Annotated in this window: 18 protein-coding genes and 1 tRNA gene; 18 read left to right on the top strand and 1 reads right to left on the bottom strand. The window is 26.1% G+C overall.

What is annotated here, in order from left to right:
• The first annotated feature begins 100 nt into the window (after positions 1-100).
• The 18 genes from T364_RS0107425 (at position 101) to T364_RS11380 (ending at position 18610) form a co-directional block, all read left to right on the top strand.
• Complete coding sequence (locus T364_RS0107425) at positions 101-652, top strand: DUF116 domain-containing protein (protein WP_027129012.1); 552 nt, start codon at positions 101-103, stop codon at positions 650-652.
• Positions 653-657: 5 nt separating this feature from the next.
• The gene (locus T364_RS0107420; RefSeq protein ID WP_158413629.1) at positions 658-3648 is read left to right on the top strand and encodes a tetratricopeptide repeat protein; all 2991 of its coding nucleotides are present in this window, start codon (positions 658-660) and stop codon (positions 3646-3648) included.
• Positions 3649-3669: 21 nt separating this feature from the next.
• Complete coding sequence (locus T364_RS0107415; RefSeq protein ID WP_027129010.1) at positions 3670-4023, top strand: hypothetical protein; 354 nt, start codon at positions 3670-3672, stop codon at positions 4021-4023.
• Positions 4024-4038: 15 nt separating this feature from the next.
• Positions 4039-4650 (top strand): MotA/TolQ/ExbB proton channel family protein, encoded by a 612-nt coding sequence (locus T364_RS0107410; RefSeq protein ID WP_027129009.1) that lies wholly within the window; start codon positions 4039-4041, stop codon positions 4648-4650.
• Positions 4651-4653: 3 nt separating this feature from the next.
• Entirely contained in the window at positions 4654-5091 is a 438-nt protein-coding gene (locus tag T364_RS0107405) for an ExbD/TolR family protein (RefSeq protein WP_027129008.1), read from the top strand.
• 11 nt (positions 5092-5102) lie between these two features.
• Positions 5103-5984 carry an energy transducer TonB gene (locus tag T364_RS0107400; protein ID WP_051532691.1) on the top strand — a complete coding sequence of 294 codons (882 nt, stop codon included), beginning with the start codon at positions 5103-5105 and terminating at the stop codon, positions 5982-5984.
• 27 nt (positions 5985-6011) lie between these two features.
• Positions 6012-7403: a sigma-54-dependent transcriptional regulator gene (locus T364_RS0107395; protein WP_027129006.1), complete on the top strand. Its 1392-nt coding sequence runs from the start codon at positions 6012-6014 to the stop codon at positions 7401-7403.
• 20 nt (positions 7404-7423) lie between these two features.
• Positions 7424-8857 carry a DNA polymerase III subunit gamma/tau gene (gene dnaX, locus T364_RS0107390; RefSeq protein ID WP_027129005.1) on the top strand — a complete coding sequence of 478 codons (1434 nt, stop codon included), beginning with the start codon at positions 7424-7426 and terminating at the stop codon, positions 8855-8857.
• Positions 8857-9717 carry a hypothetical protein gene (locus tag T364_RS0107385; protein WP_027129004.1) on the top strand — a complete coding sequence of 287 codons (861 nt, stop codon included), beginning with the start codon at positions 8857-8859 and terminating at the stop codon, positions 9715-9717. The genes dnaX and T364_RS0107385 overlap by 1 nt, the downstream gene beginning before the upstream one ends.
• Positions 9717-10163, top strand: coding sequence for a 50S ribosomal protein L9 (gene rplI, locus T364_RS0107380; RefSeq protein ID WP_027129003.1), 447 nt, complete (start codon positions 9717-9719; stop codon positions 10161-10163). The genes T364_RS0107385 and rplI overlap by 1 nt, the downstream gene beginning before the upstream one ends.
• Before the next feature lie 2 nt (positions 10164-10165).
• A complete protein-coding gene (gene dnaB / locus T364_RS0107375) occupies positions 10166-11506 on the top strand; it encodes a replicative DNA helicase (RefSeq protein ID WP_035945557.1) in 1341 nt (446 codons plus the stop codon).
• A gap of 39 nt (positions 11507-11545) precedes the next feature.
• Positions 11546-12775: a peptidase U32 family protein gene (locus tag T364_RS0107370; protein ID WP_027129001.1), complete on the top strand. Its 1230-nt coding sequence runs from the start codon at positions 11546-11548 to the stop codon at positions 12773-12775.
• A gap of 299 nt (positions 12776-13074) precedes the next feature.
• The gene (gene mgtE, locus T364_RS0107365; protein ID WP_027129000.1) at positions 13075-14427 is read left to right on the top strand and encodes a magnesium transporter; all 1353 of its coding nucleotides are present in this window, start codon (positions 13075-13077) and stop codon (positions 14425-14427) included.
• A gap of 67 nt (positions 14428-14494) precedes the next feature.
• Entirely contained in the window at positions 14495-15118 is a 624-nt protein-coding gene (gene pncA / locus T364_RS0107360; protein ID WP_147386034.1) for a bifunctional nicotinamidase/pyrazinamidase, read from the top strand.
• A gap of 214 nt (positions 15119-15332) precedes the next feature.
• The gene (locus tag T364_RS0107355) at positions 15333-15995 is read left to right on the top strand and encodes a DUF969 domain-containing protein (RefSeq protein WP_027128998.1); all 663 of its coding nucleotides are present in this window, start codon (positions 15333-15335) and stop codon (positions 15993-15995) included.
• Entirely contained in the window at positions 15995-16909 is a 915-nt protein-coding gene (locus T364_RS0107350; protein WP_027128997.1) for a DUF979 domain-containing protein, read from the top strand. Before T364_RS0107355 ends, T364_RS0107350 begins: the two co-directional genes overlap by 1 nt.
• Positions 16910-16931: 22 nt before the next feature.
• On the top strand, positions 16932-17573 hold the full coding sequence (gene pcp / locus T364_RS0107345) for a pyroglutamyl-peptidase I (RefSeq protein ID WP_027128996.1): 642 nt from the start codon (positions 16932-16934) through the stop codon (positions 17571-17573).
• A 116-nt stretch (positions 17574-17689) separates the two neighbouring features.
• The gene (locus T364_RS11380) at positions 17690-18610 is read left to right on the top strand and encodes a GNAT family N-acetyltransferase (protein WP_081775687.1); all 921 of its coding nucleotides are present in this window, start codon (positions 17690-17692) and stop codon (positions 18608-18610) included.
• Positions 18611-18700: 90 nt separating this feature from the next.
• Here T364_RS11380 and T364_RS0107335 read toward each other — a convergent pair.
• Positions 18701-18777: transfer RNA gene (locus tag T364_RS0107335), tRNA-Arg, on the bottom strand.
• Positions 18778-18805 lie beyond the last annotated feature (28 nt).

The raw sequence follows: 18805 nt of genomic DNA, 5'->3' as shown, positions 1-18805 counted from the left end.
AATATATTAAAAATATAAAAAAACATTTATAAAGTTTGAAATAGATAAAAAAGTATGCTATAATTTATTGTATAAAAAAAATTCTGTACGGGGTAAATTTATGACCAAATTTTTAAAAAAAATTATAGATAAATTTGTTTATAATTATTACTTTATATGTTATTTTTTTGAAGAAAAGATGTTAAAAGACCAAAAAGCTTTTAATAAGTTCGCTAAGAAACTTTTAACTTATAACAACAAAAGAGTATTAAAAAATATAAAAGATACTATACCAAAAAAAATATCTATTTTACTGCCTCATTGTATTCAAGATTATAATTGTTGTTTTAAAATAACTTCTAATATAGAAAATTGTAAAAGATGTGGAAAATGTAAAATAGCAGATTTATTAAATCTTAAATCAAGATACAATATTGATATTAAAGTGGCTACTGGTGGAACTTTAGCAAGACTTTATTTAAAAAAAGAAAGACCAGACTTTATAATAGCTGTAGCTTGTAAAAGAGATTTAGTTACTGGAATATTTGATATGTATCCTATGAATGTTTATGGAATTTTTAATATAATAAAAACTTCTCCTTGTATAAATACTGATGTTGATATATCGGAGATAGAAAAAATACTAGACTTTGTTATAAATAGGGAGGAATGATACTTTTGAAAAAAGTAATTGAAAAAATGATGGTTTTTTCTGTAGTAATGAGTACTCTTGCCTATGGTGGAATGAAAGAAGATGTTGTATTTTTAAATGAATTATACAACCAAGGTAATTACCAAATGGCTGTACAAGAATCTAAAAAATTCTTAATTACTTATCCTGAATCAAAATATAATAAAAACCTTTGTAAAAGAATAGCTCTTGTAAGTTATTTAACCAATAATTTTCAAGATGCAAAATTATATTTTCAAAAATATTTAACAGAATATAAAGTAAAAAAAGATGAAAAAGCTGAAGCTTATTCTTATCTTTATAGAATGGCAATTCTTGAAAAAAATCAAGAAAAAGCTAATGAATATAGAAATTTAGTTAGTGAAAATAAAAAAATTTATGAAGAGATGAATTATGATAGTGGAATTATTTTGTTAAATGCAGGAAGAAATGAAGAAGCTATTGAACATTTTAATAGAGCTATGGCTCTTAAGGGAAATAACTCTTCTAAAGCTTTACTTTATAAATCTTTAGCACTTTTAAATTTAGGAGAATATCAAAATTCACTAAATACTATAAATGTTTATAATAATCTAGATGAAAAAGATAAAGATATGGCTTTAGTAACTTATCTTTATGGAATATTAAATTATAAATTAAATGATATAAATAAAGCTATTGCTTATTTAGAATCAGGATTAAAAAATTTTCCAAATGATTCTTATACTCAAAAAGGAAAGTTAGTTCTTATAGAAATTTATTTAAATAGAAGTGAAACCAATAAAGCTTTAAAACTTTATTCAGAATTAAAAGATAATGATGAAATCATAAAAGCTTCTAAAATTTTTGGTAACCATTTTGTAACTAGAGAAGAATATAGAAGAGCTATAGATTTTTTTGAAAAAATTCCAAATAGAGATGTAAATGCCCAATATGCTTATGCTTATTCATTTTTCAAGGAAAATAATTTCCAAAGAGCCTTAAAAGAATTTGAAAAAATAAAAATACCAAAATATATGGTTGATGTAAGATATTACGAAGCATTATCTTATTATAATCTAGGAAACTATAAAAAAGTTATAGAATTTCAAAAAGATTTAGATAACTATTTAACTGATAGTAAAAAATATAATGATATTAGAATAATTTTAGCTAATTCTATGTATGAACTTGAAGATTATAAAACTTCTTATGATTATTATATGGAAATATATAAAGATTATCCTACTTTAGAAAATCTTTATAGAGCTATGGTAATTGCTAGAAAAATAGAAGATGAAAAGATAACTGATAATCTATTAAAAGAGTACAGAGAAAAATTCTCAGAAGATACTAAATATAAAAAAGATATATATATAGTAACTGGAGATTTATATTACAAAAAAGGAAAATATCTAAAGGCTGAAAATCTATATAAAGATTATTTAAAAACTACTCAAGATACAGAGATTGCCAATAAATTAGTAGATTTATTGGTAAATGAAAAAAAATATTCTGATGTTATAAAAACTTTAAATACTATGGAAGTTACTGATGAAAATCAATATCTAAAAGGTATAGCTTATATGGGAATAGGTAATTATTCTAAAGCAGCTGGATTCTTTGGTGGACTTGAAAAAAGTGAAAATTTAGATAAAGAATTATTAAATAAAGTAAAATATTCTACTATAAAAAATCAATTTTTATGGGAAAAATATGATGAGGTTATTACTTTAGGAAAAACATATATAGAAAACTCAGCTGGTTACAAAGTAGATGATATAATAGATATTTTAGGAATCACTTATTATAGAAAAGAAGATTTCAAAACTGCTAGAAAATATTTTACAGATTTATTAAAATATAAAGAACGTTTCTCTTATGCAAAATATCAAATAGCTGATACTTATTATGCTGAAAAAGATTACAATAAAGCTTTAGAATTATTTAAAGAGATATCTAACAACAAACTTTATAAATTAGAGTATAGAGAAAGTTCTAACTATTGGGCACTTAGATGTTATATTAATTTAGATGACAAGAAAACTTTCCTAGATGAAAGTCAAAAATTTATGGATATTTATAAAAATTCTACTTATAATAAAAACCTTATGATAATAAGAGGAAAAATCCTAGTAGAAGAAGGAAATTTAAAAACAGCTCTAGAAGAATATCAAAGATTATATCTTAAACTTTCTTCTGAAAATGATAAAACTGAAAGAGATTTAACAGTAGAAAAAATTGTTGATATTTTATTCTTAGATAATAATAAAGTAGAAGCAAAAACTTGGATTGATAAATTAACTGATAAATATAAAAAAGCTTATTATAGTTCTATTTATTATAGAGATATGGATATGATAGAAGAAGCTAGAAAAGTTGAACCAATCTTATTAGAATCAAGTACTTATAAAGATTATGGATTAAAAGTTTTAGCTGATGATGAATTTTCAAATAATCAATATACAGAATCTTTAAAACATTATGAAGAAATTTATAATTTAGAAGTCAGTTCATATAAAGATTATGCTCTTTATATGATGGGAAATATTTATGCAATAGAGAAAAAAATAGAGGAAGCCACAGTTACTCTTACTAAAGTATTTGTAGTTTATCCACAAAGTAAATATGTAATACCTGCTCAAATAAAACTTGCTGAAGTTTATGAAATTTCTGGAGACATGGAGAAAGCTATAAAAGCTTATGAAGAACTTAGTGGAAATTCAAATGCTCAAGAATATTCAGAATTTATTTTAGAAAAACTATTATATCTAAATTTACAAAAAGAAAATATTGATGGAATATTAAAATATTATGAAGAATTAAAATCTGTAAATAAAGATAGTGCTTCTAAATATCAAGATATAGTTGAAAAAATAAAAGAAGCTATAAAAAATGAAAAATCTACAAATACTACTGAAACTGTTGTAGATGAGATTGTAGAAAATAAAATAACAGAAGATATACAAGAAGAAATAGTTACTAATGAAGTAATAAACCCAGAAGAAAATGAAAAATAATAAAAAATTGGAGGATAAAAAATGAAAAAATTAGCAATATTATTAATGTTATCAATGAGTTTAGGAGTATATTCAGCAGAGCAAAAAGCTCCTGTTAATAATGTATCTATTGATAAAGAAGTTACAGGTATAAATAAAGATACTTTAGAATTAAGAGATATAAAAGAAGAAAAATTGGAATTAGAGCAAGAAAAAGTTGATGCTACAAGATTAAATGTATCTAACAAAGAATTAAAAGAAGAAAGTGAAGATACATTACTTAGAGAAAATGAAAAATTAAAACAAGAAGTTAGTCAAGATGTTGAAAAAGAATCATCACCTTTAAAATATATACTAGGTGTTTTAGCAGTAATAGGAATAGCAATAGCTTTATAATTTAGGAGGAGAAGAATGTACTGGATTGAAAAAGGTGGAATTTTGATGTACTTTATAGCAGGTATGTCAATTCTTGGAACTACAGTTATAATTGAAAGATTTTTTTATTTTGTTTCATCAGAAAGAAGAAGATTTGATGATATAAGAGATGAATTTCAAAAATATTTAGAAAAAAATGATGTAAAAGGTGCTATAGAATTTTTAGGAAAATCAAAATCAGCATCTGGTAGAGTTGTCAAAGATATCTTAAGCCTTTGGTCTAAAACAAAAACAACTAATTTAACTACTCTTGAAGAAAAAGCAAGAGAAACAGCTTTAACTGAAATAGCCACATTAGAAAAAAATATGTGGATATTATCAATGGTAGCTCATGTTACACCACTTTTAGGACTTTTAGGAACTGTTACAGGAATGATTAAAGCTTTCCAAGCTGTAGCTATTCATGGAACAGGGGATGCTGCTGTACTAGCTGAAGGAATATCAGAAGCTTTATTCACTACTGCTGGAGGATTATTTGTAGCTATACCAGCTATGATAATTTATAACTACTATAATAAAAAAATAGATAATATTATAAGTGATATAGAAAAAGGAAGTACAGAGGTAATAAATTATTTTAGGAGATAGGTTATGAAGATAGAAAGATACAGAAGAAGAAATAATAAAAATATTATTCTTGAAATGACTCCTCTTATAGATGTTGTTTTCCTTTTACTAATATTTTTCTTAGTAGCTACAACTTTTGAAGATGTTGATACAGGAATAAAAATTGATTTACCTCAATCTACAATAAGAGAGATTAAAACTGTAAAAGAAGTACAACTTAGTCTTACAAATACAAAAGAAATATTTATAAAATATCAAGAGGGAAATGAATCTAAAAAAATTCTTGTTAATAAAGCAAACTTACAAAGAAAACTAGCTCAAATATTGAGTAATTCAGATAACAAAGCTGTAGTAATAAGTGGTGATAAAACCCTTGATTATGGATATATTGTAGAGATAATGACTCTTTCTAAAGAAGCAGGAGCAGAACAATTAGATATAGATACTATATTTGAAAAATAGGAGTTGAGATTATGGGAATTAAAAAAAATGATTTCTTTTCTTTTATAATAGCCTCAGCTCTTAATATAGGACTTATCTATTTAATTCCTACTTTTACAACAGAAGATGTTGGAGATAAAAAAATAAAAGTAGGATTAGTGGCATTAGAAAAAGAAAAAACTTTTTCTAAAGAAAATAATAAAGATTTGCCTAATAAAAAGAAATCTGAAAAAAAACAAACTCAAAATACAACTGTAGAAAATATTGTAGAAAATACTGAAGAAGTAAAAAAAGAAAAGAGTTTAAATTTAGTAGAACTATCTAAAGGGATTCAAGCTCCATCTTTTGAAATTATTTCTTCTAAAAAAGATAAAAGTATAAAAAGAAATAGTCAATTAGAAAATGTAGCTATGGCTTATAAAAAAGAAATGAAATATGAAAGAGAAGAAAGTGTGGGATTAGAAAAAGAAAAGTCTATTTTTAGTGATGCAAAAATTATTGATAAAATAATTTCTGATGTACAAGATGAAAATTTAACAATAAATTCTAATAAAGATATGACTTTTGAAAATATAAAAGTTGACAAAGGAAAAGTCGAGGGACTCCCTAGCGGATATAAATTAGGATTAGAAGATGGAGATGTTATTGCTAGATGGGATTCTTCTAATAGAGAACCTGAATATCCTGAAAAAGCTGAACTTCGTGGTTTACAAGGAACTGTAAAAGTTAGACTTGATGTAAATGAAAGAGGAGAAGTTTTAAATCTTACTATAATAAAAGGAAGTGGAGTTCCAGAAATTAATAAAGCTATTGAAAATATAGGTCGTACTTGGAAGATTTATTTAAGTAAGCACGGTTTAAGAATAAAAGGAAGAGTAATACTAGATTATACATTTAAATTAAAAGGTGTTTAAAATTCTATAATTATTAAGGAGATGTATATGAACATATTAGGATTTAGAATTGATATTGAGCTTAAGGAGAAATTAGAAAATAATATTGACAACGAAGTAAAAACAGTTGAAAATGTGGCAGAATTTATAGAAGCATTAAAAGAAAGAAGATATGAATGTGTTTTAGTAGAAGAAGCACAACTTCCAGCTGATACTCTTATAAATATCATTAAAAAAATAGAAGAATTTCAAAAGAAAGCTGTTATAATTGTGCTTGGACAAAGTTCTAACTTAAAAGTTGTGGCTGGAAGTATAAAAGCTGGTGCTTATGATTATATTTTAAAACCATTGGAAACAGATGAAATTATAAAAATTATTGAGAAATCTGTAAAAGACCACAAATTAATGGCAGAAAGAGTTGATAAAAATAAAAATACTGGTGAAAGATTAATAGGACAAACTAAAGAAATTGTTGAAGTTTATAAGAAAATAGGAAAAGTTGCTATAAGTAGAGTTCCTGTTCTAATTGTTGGAGAAAAAGGAACAGGAAAGAAAAGTGTTGCAACTTCTATTCATCAATTTAGTGATGCTGCTAAAAAACCATTTATTAGTATTAACTGTACTTCATTCCAAAATTCTCTACTAGAAAGAAGATTATTTGGATATGAAAAAGGAGCTTTTGAAGGAGCAATATTTTCTCAAGCTGGAGATTTAGAAAAAGCTAATGGTGGAACTCTTCATCTTGGAAATATAGAATTTTTAAACCTTGATATTCAATCAAAATTACTTTATTTACTACAAGAAAAAGAATTTTTTAGAATGGGTGGAGCAGACCCTATAAAAACTGATATTAGAGTTATTGCCACTACAAGTGCAAATTTAGAAGAAGCTATCCTAAATGGAACTTTTATTGAAGAACTTTATCACAAATTAAAAGTTTTAGAAATAAATATTCCTCCTTTAAGAGAAAGAAAAGATGATATACCTTTTATTATCGATAAATATTTGGTAGAATGTAATGCTGAATTAAATAAAGCTGTAAAAGGTGTTAGTAAACCAGCTATCAAAAAAATAATGAGATATGATTGGCCAGGAAATGTAACAGAATTAAAAAATGCTATAAAATCTGCCATAGCTTTATGTAGAGGAAATTCTATATTAGTAGAAGATTTACCAAGTAATGTTTTAGGAAACAGACCTGTTAAAAGAAAAGGAGATATTCAAGATTGGATATTAGCTGATTGGATAGAAGGAGAAATTTCAGCTTTTCAAGCTACTGGAAAAGGAGCATATTATTCAAATATAATTTCTAAAGTAGAAAAAGAATTAATAAGACAAGTATTAGAAATTACTAGTGGAAAAAGAGTTGAAACTGCTGAAATTTTAGGAATAACAAGAAATACTTTAAGAACAAAAATGAGTAATTATGAATTAGAATAGATTAGCATTAGGAGAAAATCATGCATGTAACACTATATAGAAAATATAGACCAAAAACTTTTGAAGAGGTTGCTGGTGAGTCTGATATAATAAAAACTCTTAAAAATTCTTTAGATAATAATAAATTGTCTCATGCCTATCTATTTAGTGGACCAAGGGGAGTAGGAAAAACTACTTCAGCCAGACTTATAGCAAAAGGAGTTAATTGTTTAAATAATGGAATAAGTAGTACTCCTTGTAATCATTGTGAAAACTGTCAAGAGATAGACAAAGGAAGTTTTATAGATTTAATTGAAATTGATGCTGCTTCTAATAGAGGTATTGATGAAATCAGAGAATTAAAAGATAAAATAAATTATAGACCTTCAAAAGGTAGAAAAAAAATATATATAATTGACGAAGTTCATATGCTTACAAAAGAAGCATTTAATGCTTTGTTAAAAACTTTAGAAGAACCACCTGAACATGTTATTTTTATACTTGCTACAACAGAACCAGATAAAATATTACCAACTATTATTTCAAGATGTCAAAGATATGATTTTAAAACTCTTAGTTATAAAGAAGTTAGTGAAAAATTATCTGATATTTGTGAAAAAGAAAATATAAAAATTGATAATGGTAGCTTGGAATTAATTTATGAAGCTTCTGGTGGAAGTATGAGAGATAGTATCTCTATTTTGGAAAGAGTTATAATTGCAAACTTAAATCAAGATATTATAGAAAGTAAAACAAGTGAAATATTAGGTGTAACTTCTAAAGAGACATTAAGAGAATTTTATGATATAATAAAGAGTAAGTCTTTAAAAAATGGTGTAGAATTTTTAGAAAAATTATGGATAGATTCTATAGATATTGAAAAATATTTTAAGGATTTTGCAAAATATATTAAAGATGAAGTTATAAGTCAAAGGATTTCTGTAGAAGAGGGATTAAAAATTATAGGTGGAGTTTATGATAGTCTTAATAAGTTTAAGTATGAAGAAGATAAAAGACTTTTAGGGCATGTTGTACTTAACAATATAATAAAGCTTTCTGAAAAATCTAAAGAAACTGAAATAGTTTATAAAGAAGTTGTAGTTTCACCTAAAGAAAATATTGATGAAAATTCTAAAACTGAAAAAGAAATTTTAATCTCTATTGATGAGGTAAAAAATAAGTGGAATGATATATTAAAAGCTGCTAAAGATGAAAAACCAACTTATAAGGCTTTTTTATCTGATGCTTTTCCTCTTAAAATAGAAGATAATACTCTTTATATAGCTTTTAGAGAAAATGAATTCTCTAAAGAATCAATGGAAAGTGATTATTATAATTTACCATTCCAAGAAATTGTACAACAGATTACAAAATCAAAATTAAAAACTGCTTATATATTTAAAAAAGAAATAAAAGAAAAATCAAAAGATAATATGACTAAAAATCTTGTATCATATTTAGAGGGGTTAAATTAATGGAATTAAAAAATAACAGACTAAACTTAAATTTTATGAGTATATTAAAAACAACAATAGTATCTTTTTTAGTATACAATATCGCTTCTATTTTTCCCTTAATAAGTTTTATATTTCCAGTCTATAAAATAAAATCAAATAAAACTATGAATTCTAAAGAAATATTTATTACTAACATTGCTACACTATTTTTTATAAGTATTTTAAGTAAATTTAGTATGATGTTATATGTGTCTGTTTTTTTAGTCATAGAGGCTTTTTATTATGGATTTGAAATTTCTAAAATAAAAATTAAAATATATGATAGAATAATTTTAACATCATTAGTTTCAACAGGACTTATATTATTCTTTTTAGGATATGCTGGAGAAGCTATTGAAGTTTTAAAGAAAACAGCAAGTGATATATATGTAAATCAATATGGATTTAGTCAAAGAGATTTAAGTATAATTTTAAAATATTTAAGTGAATACAGAATTTTCTTAATTTTTATGTATTCAGGTTTAGTAACATATTTGACGTATCTATCTGTTATGAAAGATACATATAACCAATGGAAAATTTCTTATGAATGGCTTATTCTTTATATAGTAGCATTTTTTATAGAAAGATATTCATCTTATGGAAAAATATTAGCTATGAATGTGTTAGAAATTGTAAAAATTTCTTATACACTTTATGGAATAAAACTCATATATACTTTAGTAAATAGTAAAACAAAAATGAATCTTATTAGTCAAGGAATATCCTTTATAGTAGGTTTTTATTTTTCAGGAATTACTTTTGTATTAGGAGCATTAGAATGCTTTGATTTTTTGAAAATACAGGTTATAAAAATTAACAACGGAGGGAAAAAATAATGGCAAAAATACAAGTTATTTTAACACAAGATGTAGCAGGACAAGGAAGAAAAGGAGATTTAATATCTGTTTCTGATGGGTATGCAAAAAACTTTATATTAAAAAATAATAAAGGAATCATAGCTACCCCAGAAGAATTAAAAAGAATAGAAAATCAAAAGAAAAAAGATGAAAAAAGAAATGAAGAAGAAAAGAAAAAATCAATAGCTTTAAAAGAAAGATTAGAAAAAGAAAAATTAGTTATTAAAGTAAAAGTTGGAGAAAACGGAAAATTATTTGGAGCTATTACTAATAAAGAAGTTGCTTCTGAATTAGAAAAAGTTTTTGGAATAAAAATCGATAGAAAAAAAATTGAATGTAGTATAAAAGCTTTAGGAGAACACAAAGTTACAATTAAATTACATCCAGAGGTAAAAGCTGAAATCACAGTAGTAACAAAAGGATAATTATGGAAGAAAAATTAGAAAAATTTAAGACAGTACCAAGTAGTATGGAAGCTGAAAAAGCTGTACTTGGTGGAATATTTTTAAAACCAGAATCTTTTGGAGAAGTTATTGGAATAATAGGTAGAGATGATTTTTATAAAGTAGCTCATAAATATATATTTGAAGCAATGTCATCTTGTTATAGCAATCAAGAAAATATTGACCCTGTCTTAGTATCTGAAAAATTAAAAAAAATGAGTAAATTTGAAGAAGCTGGTGGAGAAGAAACTCTTATGGATATCATAAGAGATGTTCCTACAGCAGCTAATCTTTTATCCTATGCTAAAATTGTAAAAGAAAAGGCTTTACTTAGAAGTCTTGGAGCAGCAGGAACAAAAATTGTAGAAATGGCTTATGATGGTTATGAAGATGCTGATGTAATACTTGATAAAGCAGAGGGACTTATATTTAAAATTGCGGAGAATAAAGATTCAAAAGAGATTGTAAATATAAGAGAAGCTATAACAGAAGAATTAAAGAGATTAGAAGTTATAGTTAAAAATAAAGGAGCTACTACAGGAATTTCTTCAGGATTTTCTATGTTTGATGACAAAACAAGTGGGTTTCATCCTTCAGATTTAGTTGTACTAGCAGCTAGACCAGCCATGGGAAAGACAGCCTTTGCCTTAAATATTGCACTTAATATGGCTACTCGTTCAGAAAAAGGAGTTTTATTATTCAGTCTTGAGATGTCTAGTGCTCAACTTTTACAAAGACTTTTATCTATCCAATCAGGAATTGGATTACAAAAAATTAGAAATGGTTTTCTAACAGATGATGAATGGGGAAAAATCGGTATTGCTTGTGGACAACTTTCAGAAGCAAAAATTCATATTGCTGATACTCCAAGTGTAAATGTTTTGGAAATAAGGTCAATAGCTAGAAAATTAAAAGCTATGGGAAGACTTGATGCTATAATAATCGACTATCTACAACTTATAAAAGGTTCTGGAAAAGGAGATAATAGACAACAAGAAATTTCTGATATTTCAAGGTCTCTTAAAGGTATTGCTAGAGAATTAGATGTACCAATTATAGCTTTATCACAACTTTCCAGAGCTCCTGAACAAAGAGCTGATAGAAGACCTATGCTTTCTGACTTAAGAGAATCAGGAGCAATAGAACAAGATGCCGACATGGTTATTTTCCTTTATAGAGATGATTATTATAATGAAAATACTGATGAAAAGGGAATAACTGAAGTAATCATTGGTAAACAGAGAAATGGACCTGTAGGAACTGTTAAACTTAGATTCTTCCACGAAATCACTAAGTTTGGAGATTATACTACAAAAATAGATTAATTTAAAAATTAATTGATATATAAAGAAAGAGGAGATGTAATGAAAAAAGTTGAATTATTAGCTCCAGCAGGAAATATTGAAAAAATGGAAATGGCTTTCCATTATGGAGCTGACGCAGTATTTTTAGGAGGAAAGGCTTTTAACTTAAGAGCTGGAAGTAATAACTTTTCTGATGAAGAGCTTACAAAAACTGTTGAGTATGCTCATTCTTTAGGAAAAAAAGTTTATGTTACTTTAAATGTAATTCCACATAATGAAGAATTAGAAGATTTACCAGAATATGTAAAATTCTTAGAAAGTATTCATGTTGATGGAGTTATAGTTGCTGACTTAGGAGTTTTCCAAATAGTAAAAGAAAATTCAAACTTATCAATTAGTGTAAGTACACAAGCAAGTAATACAAACTGGGTGTCTGTAAAAGCTTGGAGAGATATGGGAGCTAGAAGAGTTGTTCTTGCTAGAGAAATATCTTTAGAAAATATAAAAGAAATCAGAGCTAAAGTTCCTGATATTGAAATTGAAGTATTTATTCATGGAGCTATGTGTATGTCTATTTCTGGAAGATGTTTATTAAGTAACTATATGACAGGAAGAGATGCTAACCGTGGAGATTGTGCTCAATCTTGTAGATGGAGATATTCTGTAGTTGAAGAAAAAAGACCTGGAGAATATATGCCAGTATTTGAAGATGACCATGGAACATTCATCTTTAGTTCAAAAGATTTATGTACAATAAGAATGATTGATGACATATTAGAAGCTGGTGTAGATTCTTTAAAAATTGAGGGAAGAATGAAAGGGATTTATTATGTAGCTAATGTTGTTAAAACATATAGAGAAGCTATTGATAAATACTATGCTGGAAATTATTCTTTTGAAGAAAAATGGATAAAAGAATTAGAATCAACTTCTCATAGATTATATACAGAAGGATTCTATCATGGAAGACCTGGAGCAGAAGCTCAAAACTATAATGATAGAAATTCTTATAGTCAAACTCACCAACTAGTTGCAAAAGTAATTGATAAAATTGGAGATAATCAATATGTACTTGCTATAAGAAATAGATTAGAAACTGGGGAAGAATTAGAAGTTGTTACTCCTAAATACGACCCTAGAAAAATTAAACTTCCTGTAATGACTTTAATCGGTAAAAATGGACATGAAGAGGAAACTACAGTGGCTAATCCAAATTCTACTGTAAGAATTACTCTTGATGAAAATATGGAAGTTTTAGATATGATTAGAAGATATAAAGAGGAAAGTTAAAAGTTTTTATCTTAAATATATATCCATATTAATAAAAATAAATAATTACATTAAAAGAGGATTTTATATCCTCTTTTTTTATATCATATTTTTATAATATTACATTTTTTGCTAAAATAAATTCTCAAAAAATAAAAATATTTACTTTTAATATAAAAAATGATATAATACTTAAGTTAAATAGAAATTTATAAATAAGGAGAAAATTATGGATACTTATCCCCAATGTAAAATAACAATTAAAAATTTAATATGAATTACAGAGGGATAATGTTTTTTCCTCTGTAAAAGGAGGAAAAATGTTTGAAAAAATAGTAAGAGAACTTCTTGAAAAAAAAGACTTAAAAAGATTACAAGGAGTTTTAAACTCTGAAACTCCTGTAAAAATTATTGAATTTTTTGAAAACAACGAAGAAAATGAAAAAGATTTAATAATTTTATTTAGACTTCTTAATAAAGAAAGGGCAGCTGAAGTATTTGCTGAATTAGACCCTGATATGCAAATGAAATTAATAAGCTCTATCAATGACGAAAAGTTACAAGGACTTTTAGAAGAACTTTACTTTGATGATATGATAGATTTTATTGAAGAGATGCCTTCAAATGTTGTAAAAAGAGTTTTAGAAAACTATAAAAATGAAAATCGTTCTTTGATAAATCAATTTTTATCTTATGAGGAAGATTCTGCTGGAAGTTTAATGACAATAGAATATCTTTCTCTAAAAAGTAACTGGACTGTAAAAGATAGTCTTTTATTTATAAGAAAAAAAGTTGAAGAATTAGAGACTATAGATGTTGCTTATGTAACAGAAAACAAAAAACTTATTGGTGAAATTTCTTTAAAAAATTTATTAATTTCAAATGATAATGATTTAATAGAAAATGTCATGAATAAAAATATTTTATATGTTACAACTTCTACAAATCAAGAAGAAGCAATAGATTTATTTAAAAAATATGATTTAACAGTATTACCTGTTATTGACAAAGAAAATATATTAGTTGGAATTATCACAATAGATGATGTTGTGGATGCCATTGAAGAAGAAAATACAGAAGACTTCCAAAAAATGGCTGCTATGGCTCCAAGTAAAGAGGAATATTTAGATTCATCTGTATTTCAACTAGCTAAAAATCGTCTAACTTGGCTTTTGGTTTTAATGGTTTCAGCTACTTTTACAGGAACAATTATTAGTAAATATGAAAATATTATTGAACAAATGGTAGTCCTTGCTGCAGCTATCCCAATGCTTATGGATACAGGGGGAAATGCTGGTTCTCAATCTTCTACACTTGTTATTAGAGGAATGGCTTTAGGAGAAATAAAAGATAGTGATTGCTTAAAAGTTTTATGGAAAGAATTAAGAGTTAGTATGATTGTTGGTATAGGTTTAGGACTTGTTAATTTTTTACGTATGAAACTTATTTTAAAAAATGATTTAAAAATCTCCCTTTTAGTTTCTTTAACATTGGGAGTTGTAGTTGTAATAGCAAAACTTGTTGGTGGATTACTTCCAATTGGAGCTAAAAAATTAAAACTTGACCCAGCTATAATGGCTGGACCATTAGTTACAACAATAGTAGATGCTTTAGCTCTAGTAATATATTTCTATATGGCTATGCTGCTTTATAAAGACGTTTTAAACATATAACATTGAATAATTATACTAGATATGCTATAATTCCTTTAAGATTTATAAAATATTTTAGGTGATGATAATGAAAGCTTTGTTATTAATAGACTTACAAAATGATTTTTGTAAAAATGGTGCTTTAGAAGTTAAAGATGGAGATAAAGTTATCTCTGTTGGAAATCTTCTTATGGAAAAATTTAAAAATTCTAATAATATGATACTAGCAACTAAAGATTGGCATCCAATAACTCATAAAAGTTTTGCTAGTAATTCTGATGGAAAAATCGGAGAGCTTGGAATATTAAACGGTTTACCTCAAGTTTGGTGGCCAAACCATTGTGTTGAAAATACAAAGGGAAGTGAATTTCATCCTAATTTAAATTCTAAATATATAGATAAAATTATTTTTAAAGGAACAAATAAAGAAATTGATTCTTATAGTGGATTTTTCGATAATGGAAAATTAAATAAAACTGAATTAGACTCTATTTTAAAGAAAAATAATATAGACACTCTATATATTATGGGATTAGCTACAGATTTCTGTGTAAAATTTACAGTATTAGATGCCCTTCAGTTAGGTTATAAAGTATATCTAGTTGAAGATGGTTGTAGAGGAGTAAATTTAACTCCTAATTCTTCATTAGATGCTATCAATGAAATGAAAGAAAAAGGTGCTATTATTATTAATAGCTCTGAGATTTTATAAAAAATATAAATTTTTATAGGAACTATTACAAATAATTTGTAATAGTTCTTTTTTTATGTCAATTCTATTAAAAATTTAATACAATATTATTAAATTTTAAAGACAATTTATTATTTTTTCTTTTATTTTATAAATAATAATTTACTAATTATAAATTTTATTGTATAATATACATTGTGTGTATTAAAAATATAAATAGGAGGAGGAAACAAAAATGATAAAATTAATAGGTGTTTTATTAATTTTAGTAGGATTTACATTAAAATTAGATACTATTGCAGTAGTTCTAATAGCTGGTCTTACTACTGGACTTGTATCTTCTATGAATCTTACAGAAATTTTAGGCGTACTGGGAAGTGCCTTTGTTGCTACTAGATATATGACATTATTGTTATTAACTCTAGCTACCGTAGGGATATTAGAAAGAAATGGTTTAAGAGAAAGAGCAGCTAAATGCATATCTTCTCTTCAAGGAGCTACTTGTGGAAAAGTATTAACTCTTTATGTAATCATTAGGACAATAGCAAGTGCAATGTCTTTAAGATTAGGAGGACATGTACAATTTATTAGACCACTTGTATATCCTATGGCTAAGGGAGCAGCTGAGAAAGAGAAAAAAATAACAAAAGAATTAGATGAAGAATTAAAAGGACTAGCTAATAGTATGGAAAACTATGGAAATTTTTATGGACAAAATGTTTTCGTAGCTTCTTCTGGAGTTTTATTAATTCTTGGAACTTTACAAGAGGCAGGAATACAAGGAGTAGAAGCTTATGATATAGCCAAAGCAAGTATTCCTATGGCTATTATAGCCATTATTTTGGCCGGAATAAAAAATTATATGTTTGATAAAAAAATAAAAAGAGGTGATATTTAATGATTAACACACTTCTTGAGATAATGTATATAATCTGTGGAATAATTTTAATAGTTTGTGGAGTATATGCTTTATTTGATAAGGAAAATTCTAAAAAATTAGGAACAGCTTGTTTCTGGATAATATTTGGATTTATTTTTATGGCTGGTCCATATATAAATCCTGTGATTGTTGGAGTTTTACTTTTAATAATGGGAATTTTAACAGCTACTAAAAATGTAAAACTTGGAAGTTTAAAAAATAGTGATGACAAATATAGAGAAGCACAAGAGGAAAAAATAGGAAATAAAATATTTATTCCAGCACTTTCTATTGGAGTTGTTGCCTTTTCAATAGCCCAATTTACAAAATTAGGTGGACTTATTGGGTTGGGAATAGGAGCTTTAGTTTCTTTACTTTTAACTATGTTGGTAACAAAAGAAAATATAAAAAATATTCCTTATGATTCTTCAAGAATGTTACAACAAATGGGTCCAAGTGTAATTTTACCACAACTTTTAGGAGCCTTAGGAGCTTTATTTGCTAAAGCTGGAGTTGGAGAAGTTGTAGCTGGAATAATGGGAGGAATTATTCCAGATGGAAGCAAAATTTTTGGAGTAATAGGATATTGTGTAGCTATGGCAGTATTTACAATGATAATGGGAAATGCTTTCGCTGCCTTTGCTGTAATTACAGCTGGAATCGGAGTTCCATTTGTAATAAATATTGGAGGAAATCCAGCAATAGTAGGAGCTTTAGGTCTAACAGCTGGATATTGTGGTACACTTCTTACTCCAATGGCGGCAAACTTCAATATAGTTCCAGCTTCTATTTTGGAAATGGAAAATAAAAATGGTATAATATTATCACAAGCTCCTATAGCAATAGCTTTACTTATTATCCATATAATTTTAATGTATTTATTAGCTTTTTAACACAATATAAGGAGGAATTAAAATGAAATTATTAATAACAGGGTTTGACCCTTTTGGAGGAGAAAAAATAAATCCAGCTTGGGAAGCTGTAAAAGGATTACCAGATAATATTGATGGAGTAGAAATAGTAAAATTACAAATTCCTACAGTATTTAAAAAGTCAGCTAAAAAATTATTTGAAAATATCGATTCTGTAAAACCAGATGTAGTTATTTGTGTAGGACAAGCTGGTGGAAGATATGAACTTAGTGTTGAGAGAGTTGCTATCAATTTAGATGATGGAAGAATTCCTGACAATGAAGGGTATCAACCTGTTGATGTAAAAGTTTTTGAAGATGGAGAAAATGCTTATTTCTCAAGTTTACCAATTAAAGCTATGGTTGAAGAGATAAAAAAATATGGAGTCCCTGCTGCTGTATCAAATACTGCTGGAACTTATGTATGTAATCATATTATGTATTCTTTACTTTACTATATTAATAAAAATAATCTTAATATAAGAGGTGGATTTATCCATGTACCTTATATTACAGAACAAGTTTTAGATAAGAAAAATACTCCATATATGGATTTAAAAACTATTACAAAAGGTTTAGAGGCTTCTATAAAAGCAATAAAAAATAATGAAACAGATATAAAAGTTTCTGGTGGAAAAGAATTCTAATTAAAATAAAAGAGCTATTATATTTTATAAAATTGTTACTATAAAAAATTTATAATAGCTCTTTTTTTATTTTTTGAAAAAATATGATATAATGCTAAAAAAGGAGGGGAAGTTACATGGAAATTAAATATGGAAAATTAGAAGATATTAATAATTGGATGGATTTGGTAAAAAAAGTAAAAAATAACTTTCCTGGACTAGAAACTGAAGCAGATTTAGAAGAACATAAAAAAATAGTTGAAAAATTTATAAAAAATAAAGGAGCTATCTGTGTAAAAGAAAATAATACTATAGTTGGAGTTTTATTATTTTCTAAGAAGGAAAAAATATTGTGCTTTTTAGCTGTTGATAAAAATTATCGTAGACAACATCTAGGTGAAGTAATGTTAAATAAGATGTTAGAAAATTTTAATTTAGATGATGAGATAAAGGTTTCAACTTATAGAGAGGGAGTTTCTGAGGGAATCGCTGCAAGATTATTTTATAAAAAATTAGGATTTATTGAGGGAGAATTAACAGAAGAATTTAACTATCCTGTACAAATTTTTACCTTAAAAAATAAAATAAATTACAAAATAAGAAATATAAGAGAGAATGAATATTTTTTACTTGATGATTTTTTATATAAAGCTATTTACATTCCTAAAAATATAACTCCTCCTCCAAAAGAAATAACTAAATTACCTGAACTACAAATATATATTAAAGATTTTGGAAAGTTTAAAGATGATATAGCTTTAGTAGCTGAATTAAATAATAAAATAGTTGGTATTATTTGGACAAGAATAATGAATGATTATGGACATATAGATGATAAAACTCCATCTCTTGCTATGTCTGTTGACAAAGAATATCAAAAAAGAGGAATTGGTACATCTCTTCTAAAAAATATGATAGAATTTTTGAAAGAAAATAATTATAAAAAAGTTTCTCTTTCTGTTCAAAAAGAAAATTATGCAGTAAGATTATACAAAAAAGTAGGATTTAAAGTTATAACTGAAACTGATGAAGAATATATAATGATATTAGAATTTTAAGTTATTTTTATTCTTTTATACAAAAATCCAAATCAAATATAAATCTATAAAAAGGAGCATAAGTTTTATGCTCCTTAATTTTTTAGAAAATGGCGCTCCTAGAAGGGTTCGAACCCTCAACCCTCTGATCCGAAGTCAGATGCTCTATCCAATTGAGCTATAGAAGCTAACCTTATAAATTTTAACATATTTTAA

Source organism: Fusobacterium perfoetens ATCC 29250 (assembly GCF_000622245.1).
GTDB lineage: Bacteria > Fusobacteriota > Fusobacteriia > Fusobacteriales > Fusobacteriaceae > Fusobacterium_B > Fusobacterium_B perfoetens.
The sequence above is the reverse complement of the archived record's forward strand: the minus strand, read 5'-3'. Positions and strand labels throughout refer to the sequence as shown.